At 73.5% G+C, this 6,408-nt stretch carries 7 protein-coding genes and 1 pseudogene; 3 read left to right on the top strand and 5 right to left on the bottom strand.

The genetic code is table 11. The annotated features are described in order from the left end of the window. A pseudogene (locus ASG32_RS35210) lies at window positions 1–97 on the top strand (porin family protein); the annotation flags it as partial. Window positions 98–627: 530 nt separating this feature from the next. Here the strand turns inward: ASG32_RS35210 and ASG32_RS19915 are convergent. Beyond that, a complete protein-coding gene (locus ASG32_RS19915; RefSeq protein WP_056529815.1) occupies window positions 628–2,739 on the bottom strand; it encodes an EAL domain-containing protein in 2,112 nt (703 codons plus the stop codon). Window positions 2,740–2,985: 246 nt separating this feature from the next. Here ASG32_RS19915 and ASG32_RS19910 point away from each other — a divergent pair, with 246 nt between their 5' ends. Beyond that, window positions 2,986–3,342 carry a VOC family protein gene (locus tag ASG32_RS19910; RefSeq protein ID WP_056529812.1) on the top strand — a complete coding sequence of 119 codons (357 nt, stop codon included), beginning with the start codon at window positions 2,986–2,988 and terminating at the stop codon, window positions 3,340–3,342. Between the two features lie 39 nt (window positions 3,343–3,381). Here ASG32_RS19910 and ASG32_RS19905 read toward each other — a convergent pair whose 3' ends face one another. Further along, window positions 3,382–3,678: a hypothetical protein gene (locus ASG32_RS19905; RefSeq protein ID WP_234081578.1), complete on the bottom strand. Its 297-nt coding sequence runs from the start codon at window positions 3,676–3,678 to the stop codon at window positions 3,382–3,384. A 95-nt stretch (window positions 3,679–3,773) separates the two neighbouring features. Between ASG32_RS19905 and ASG32_RS19900 the strand changes: the two genes are divergently transcribed. Further along, window positions 3,774–4,208 (top strand): hypothetical protein, encoded by a 435-nt coding sequence (locus ASG32_RS19900; protein ID WP_056529809.1) that lies wholly within the window; start codon window positions 3,774–3,776, stop codon window positions 4,206–4,208. A gap of 26 nt (window positions 4,209–4,234) precedes the next feature. Here ASG32_RS19900 and ASG32_RS19895 read toward each other — a convergent pair whose 3' ends face one another. From ASG32_RS19895 to ASG32_RS19885, 3 genes are read right to left on the bottom strand one after another with little or no spacing between them, the layout of a single operon-like run. Beyond that, the gene (locus ASG32_RS19895; RefSeq protein WP_056529806.1) at window positions 4,235–4,927 is read right to left on the bottom strand and encodes a response regulator transcription factor; all 693 of its coding nucleotides are present in this window, start codon (window positions 4,925–4,927) and stop codon (window positions 4,235–4,237) included. Beyond that, window positions 4,924–5,457: a hypothetical protein gene (locus tag ASG32_RS19890; RefSeq protein ID WP_056529803.1), complete on the bottom strand. Its 534-nt coding sequence runs from the start codon at window positions 5,455–5,457 to the stop codon at window positions 4,924–4,926. Before ASG32_RS19890 ends, ASG32_RS19895 begins: the two co-directional genes overlap by 4 nt. Continuing rightward, complete coding sequence (locus ASG32_RS19885) at window positions 5,454–6,404, bottom strand: YncE family protein (protein WP_056529801.1); 951 nt, start codon at window positions 6,402–6,404, stop codon at window positions 5,454–5,456. Before ASG32_RS19885 ends, ASG32_RS19890 begins: the two co-directional genes overlap by 4 nt. Window positions 6,405–6,408 lie beyond the last annotated feature (4 nt).

Raw genomic sequence — 6,408 nt, 5'->3', positions numbered from 1 at the left:
CAACAACTTCCCGGTCGTCTACAGCGGCATCGGCCGCCGCTCCGACGAGTTCGCCGTCGTCCGCGCCGGCCTGAACTACAAGTTCGGCTCCTACTGAGACCGACCAGCGACGGTCGGGTGCGACGCTCGCATCCCGACCGTCGCACCCGACCCGACACGCGAAGGGGCCGCTTCCCACAGGAGGCGGCCCCTTCGCCGTTCAGGCGGCCGGAATCCGGCCCGCCGTCCTCGCGAGCGCGGCGGCGCGGAAGCTCGACGACCAGCCGACGATGCGGCCGGCCCGGGATCGAGCCTCAGCCGATCGCCCAGAAGAGCGGCAGGGCGCCCGCCAGGAACAGCGCGGAGGATATGAGCACGGCGACGCGCTCGCGATGGCGGAGGATGAGGGCGTGGGGCTGGGCGAACATGGGATGGCGGAGCTGAGGGAGCCGGATCGGAGGTGCGCGGTCACGCTGGCATCCGAACCTTGACGGATCGGGGGCAGGTCGCGTCATCCACAGGCGGTCGTCGGCGGGTGTCGCGGCCGTGCCACAGAGGCTGGCGGCAGGGCCGCCGCTCGGCGCTCCGCACCGGTACCGCGACGGGCGTTCGGTCGTCCGGGCCGTCGCCGGGGCGTCGCGGCGCGCCTCAGGCGACGGCCGAGTCGGGGCGGCCGGGCGGCACGAACGTTTCGGACGCGTCGATCTGCGCGGCGAACCGCTCGATCGGCTGCGGACTGCTGATCAGGTAGCCCTGGACCTCGTCGCAGGCCTCCGCGGCCAGGAAGCGCATCTGCGCCTCCGTCTCGACGCCCTCCGCCACGACGCTCATCCCGAGGCTGCGGCCGAGCCCCAGAACCGCCCGCACGATCACCGCCGCCTGCGGGCTGACCTCGACATGGCCCACGAAGGACCGGTCGATCTTGATCTTGTCGAAGGGGAAGGCCTGCAGCGTCGCGAGGGACGAGTAGCCGGTGCCGAAATCGTCCATCGCGATGGACACGCCGAAGGCCTTCAGCCGGCGCAGGATGCCGAGCGCCCGCGCCATGTCGTTGATGATCAGGGTCTCGGTGATCTCGAGTTCGAGCCGCGTCGGCGCGAGGCCCGTCTCGGTCAGGATGGCCAGCACGCGCTCGGGCAGATCCGCCTGCTGGAACTGGCGCGGCGACAGGTTCACCGCCACCTTCAGCGGGTGCGCCCAGCGGGCCGCCTCGCGGCAGGCGGCCCGGAGCACCCACTCGCCGAGCGGCAGGATCAGCCCGCTCTCCTCCGCCAGCGGGATGAAGGCGTTCGGCGGCACGAGGCCGCGGGTCGGATGCTCCCAGCGCACGAGCGCCTCGAACCCGAGAAGCCGGCCGGTGGCGGTGCTCACCTGCGGTTGATAGTGCAGGATGAGCTCGTCGCCCTCGATCGCCTGGCGCAGGTCGCGCTCCAGATCGCGCCGGGCCGCCTCGGCCGCGTCCATCGCGGGCTCGAACACCCGGTGGGTGTTCCGCCCCTCGGTCTTCGCCCGGTACAGGGCGAGGTCGGCGCGGCGGACCAGCGTCTCGCTGTCGAAGCCGTGGCCGGGTGCCCGGGCGATGCCGACGCTCAGGCCCACCTTCAGCCGCCGCTTGCCGAACGGGATCGGCGCCTGGACGGTCGCGATCAGGCGCGCCGCCAGGGCCTCCGCGCGGGCAGGGTCGTCCGCATCGGCCACCAGCACGGCGAACTCGTCGCCGCTGAAGCGCGCCACCATGTCGTCGGCCCGCAGCACCGCGCGGATGCGATGGGCCACCGCCCGGAGCAGGAAGTCCCCGGCCGCGTGGCCGAGGCTGTCGTTGACGGCCTTGAAGCGGTCGAGGTCGAGGCACAGCACCGCGCAGGTGCCGCCGTTCAGATGCAGGTCGGCGAGCCGGATCTCGAGCCGCTCGTAGAACAGGGCGCGGTTGGGCAGGTCGGTGAGGCCGTCGTGGCGCGCCATGTGGGCGACCTGCCCCTCGGCGGCCTTGCGGGCGCTGATGTCGATCTGGGTGCCGATGAAGCGCACCGCGCGGCCGTCGGCGGCGCGCGCCACCACCTTGCCGCGCGTCATCATCCAGGCCCAGGAGCCGTCCTTGCGGCGCATGCGATGCTCGGACATGTAGGTCGGCGCCCGCCCGCTCAGGTGCTCGATCAGCGCCCGCTCGGCCGCGCCCGCATCCTCCGGGTGGAGCAGGGCCCGCCACGTCCGCGCGTGGCTCGCCAGTTCGCCGGGCTCGTAGCCCAGGACCCCCCACCAGCGGTCGGAGGACCAAGCCTCCCCGGTCGTGAGGTCGCAGTCCCAGAGCCCGTCGCTGCCCGCATCCTGCGCCAGGGCGAGGCGGGTCTCGCTGACCTGCAGCGTCTCCTCGGCCCGCTTGCGCGCGGTGATGTCCGTGAAGGTCCGCACCGCACCGCCGTCGGGCAGCGGCACGGTGCGGATCTCCAGCACGGTGCCGTCGGGGCGCTCGCGCTCGTAGGTGTGGGCGCGGCACTCCAGGCCGCCCGCGGCCACCCAGCGCTGCAGGGTCTCGCTCGCTTTCCCGAACTCGCCGCGCGCGATCTGGTATTGCCGCACCGCCTCGAAGGTCGGGCGGGACCGCATCAGGTCCGGCGGCAGGTCGAGCAGCGCGAGGGCGCGGGCATTACAGACCTGAACGACGCCGGCGGCGTCGATCATCATCAGCCCCTGATCCATCGTGTCGAGAACGGTGTCGAGGAGCTTCGCCTTCTCCCGCAGCGCGACCGTCCCACTGTTCATACCCGGGGATCCCAATCGTCCGCCTGGGCGAACATTCTGCTGGACGGTGCGAGGTCCCACCGGCGCGGACGGTACCATCGGGGAGCTTTCCGGATTCTTTCCGGAGGCCCGCTTTCAATCGCTGCGTGCACTTCCGGGCGGTTAGCCGGGACGAGGCCGGGACCCGGATTCCCGAGGCGCCGTGCCGGGCCTTGCCGGGCCGCCCGCGGAGCCCTCTGATAGGCGGCGCGCAGCGGGGAGCGGGCCATGGCCGTGAGGCGGATCGTCACCAACATCCGGACCACGCAGGTCGAGGCGGCGCGGTCCTTCTACGCGGAGGTGCTCGGCCTGGAGGTGGTCATGGATCATGGCTGGATCCTGACCTTCGCGGCCCCCGGGATGTCGGCGACGCCGCAGATCAGCGTGGCCAGCGCGGGCGGCTCGGGCACGCCGGTTCCCGACATCTCGGTCGAGGTCGACGACCTGGCGGAGGTCCTCGCCCGCGTGAGGCGGGCCGGCCTGCCCGTGCTGTACGGCCCGGCCCGTGAGCCCTGGGGCGTGGAGCGGTTCTACGTCCGCGACCCGTTCGACCGCCTGGTCAACATCGTCGCCCATCTGGCGTGAGGCCGCGCGCGAGGCCCTCCGTGAGGCCGGGCCGGCCGCTCACTCGGCCTCGTCCCGGACCAGGGAGATGCAGGTCCGCACCATCTCCTCGAGCCGCAGGTCCTTGGTGTCCCCAATATTGGCGGTCTCCTCCAGACAGCGCATGAAGTACGCCGCGTCCAGCTTGGGCGACAGCGTGTGGAAGGCCCGGCCCATCCGGGTCGAGAAATCGATCTTGTCGGTCGCGCTCGCCCGCGGCCACAGCGAGGCCTTGTCGTCCACGGTCAGGCGGGCGGCCTTCGCCGGCAGAGTCGCGCAGGCCAGAGTCACTAAGACGATTATAAGCTTGGTCTGCATTGTAAATCTCCGATCCAGCGGCATAGAACTGCGCGACTCTTCGCAGCGGTGACGGTCGACGGACGCGCTGCTCCTGCGACTGGATGGGAGAAGCGATGCGCGCGATCCGTCTTTCCGGCCCGATCTCGGCCGGCCTCCTGGGTCTTCTGACGGTCCAGGCCCACGCTCAGGCGCAGCCCCCCGCGCAGCCCATCCCGCAGCCTCCGATCCAGCCCCAGGGACAGTCCCCGATGCAGGCGCAGGACCCGGCGTCCGCCGATCCGCGGCGCAATCAGGCCGCGAAGCTCGCGGGGCTCGCCGGTTTCGTGAACCTCGAATGTCCCGGCCTGCGCAGCGATCCCGCGCGCCTCAAGCAGACCGTCGAGGCCCTGGGCGTCGATGCCGCGAGCCTGGAGACCGGCGACCTGCACCTGACCGCGACCCGCTACATCGCGGCCTACCAGAAGGACGTCGCGGCCAATTGCCGGAAGGCCGAGGCGACGTTCGGGCCGCAGGGATCGATCGTTCCCGGCCTGATCGTGCCGCGGTAGCCCCGGCCCGCTGACGGCGGTCGTCCTCACACCGGGCGCCCGTCCCGCGACAGGGCGATGTGCAGGAGGTCGGCGAGGCTGCCGGCGCCGAGCTTCTGCTTCATGCCCGAGACGACGGCCGACACGCTCCGGTGGCTCATCGACAGGCTGTCGGCGATGGCCTCGTTGGACTTGCCCGCTCCCAGCAGCGACAGCACCTGAACCTCCCGCGCGGTCAGGCGTGCCAGGGGCGATTCCAGGAGCCCGGCATTCAGCATCGCGATCTTGGTCGCGACCTCGTGCGGCAGGTAGCTGTGCCCGGCCGACACGGTCGCCAGCGCCTCGTGGAAGCGCGTCACCGCCGTGTCCTTCAGGACGAAGCCGTGCGCCCCGCCCTCGATGGCCCGGGCGACGATCACCGGATCGTCGTGCATGCTGAAGGCGAGGATCCGGGTCGCCGGCTCGAGGGCCCGCACCCGGCGGATCAGCGACAGGCCCGACAGCCCCTGGTCGCGGAAGCCCAGGTCGGTCACCACCAGCCCGGGCCGGTGGCGGTGGAAGGTGCGGTAGCCCGACACCACGTCCGCGGCCTCGTGGACCGCCCGGACGCCGGCATCCTCGGCGAGATGGCGGAAGCCGCGCCGCACGACCGGGTGGTCGTCGACGATCAGCACCGCGTCGAGAACCCGCGGGCCGTCCCGCCCCGCCGGACGGTCGGCCGAGGCCCGGGCGGCGCTCACGGCGTCCCCTCGCCGACCGGGTGCGGGCCGGCGAGGCGCGCCAGCGCGGCCGCGTGGTCGGCCCCCTGCATCCGGGCGTTGTAGTAGTGCTGGCACATCTCGCCGTAGAGGCTCTTGCGGCGGCCGCGCTCCGCCGCGATGCCGCCGAGACCGTCGAGGATCGCGCCGTAGCCCTCGCCGATGCCGGCCTCGGCCAGCATCTGGCCGAGCTGGACGGTGCGGTTGGCGATCATGCGCGGGTCCTCGATGAAGCCGTCGCGGGCTCCGGCCAGCGCCGTCGCCATCGCGCGCACGCGGGGATCGTCGGCCGGCAGGGCCTTGCCGGCCTCCCGTCCCGCGAGCCAGCGGGCCGGGTCGGTCCCGTCGGTCGGCGCGAGCCAGGCCGGCAGGGTGCCCTCGGCGGTGGTGGCCACCACCGCGCCGGCCTCGTCGGCGCGCGCGTCGGCGCGCTCGTCCGCCCCGCGGTCGCAGGCGCCGAGGGCCAGCAGGACCAGCCCGGACGCGATCCCGATGCGGCCAGCCCGTCTCATCGCGCGGGCGCCCCCGCCAGGACCGTGCGCGGCCCCTCCGCCACCTTGATGCGCGCCGTCTCGCGCCAGGTGGCGAGATCGATCACCGAGACGTCGTCCGAGAACCAGTTCGCCACGTAGGCAAGCGGACCGACCACCGCGATACCCTCGGGATAGGGGCCCACCGCCACGGTGGCGACGATCTCGAGCCGGGCCGCGTCGATCACCGTCACGGCGGCGGCGTGCTGGTTGGTGACCAGGATGCGGCTGCCGTCCCCGGTGACCGCCACGCCGTAGGGCATCCGGCCGGCCGGAACCGTGGCGCGGGCCCGCAGCGTCGCCGTGTCGATCACCGTGAGGTCGCCGCTGCGCACGTTGGCGACGTAGAGGCTCGCCTCGTCCGGCGCGAGCGCCAGGGCGAAGGGCGCCTCGCCGGTCGGGACCACGGCCACGCGGGCCATCGTCCCGGTGTCGATCACGCTGACCTGACGGCTCTCGCGGTCGGCGACGTAGAGCCGCCCGCGCCGGTCGAGGACGAGGTGGGCCGGGTCGCGGCCCACCGCGGCGGCGCCCTCGACGGCGCCGGTCGCCGCGGAGATCCGCAGGACGCGGTCGCCCGACCAGTCGCCGACGTACAGGTGCGCCCCGTCCGGGCTCGCCGCGAGGCCGAAGGCCTGGCCGGGGACGGGCAGGCGGCGGGGCGGCTCGCCGGGCGCGACGACGGTGACGGCGCGCCCGTCCGGGTGGGTCAGATAGAGGCGGCCGGCCCGGTCGGTCGCCGCCGCCACCGGCGCCGGTCCGAGCGGGATCCGCCCGGCCACTTTCCCGGCCTCGATCCGCGCCAGCTCGGCCCCCTGCTGGCTGACGACCCAGACCGGGTCGCCGGCCGCGGACGCGACACTGGTCCCAGCGCCGGTCCCGGCCGCGACCGCGACCGCGAGCGTCGCGATCAGCCACAGGTGGCGCATGCGG

The organism is Methylobacterium sp. Leaf361 (assembly GCF_001424445.1).
GTDB lineage: Bacteria > Pseudomonadota > Alphaproteobacteria > Rhizobiales > Beijerinckiaceae > Methylobacterium.
Note: the sequence above shows the minus strand (reverse complement) of the source record. Positions and strands in the feature narration are given on the sequence as shown.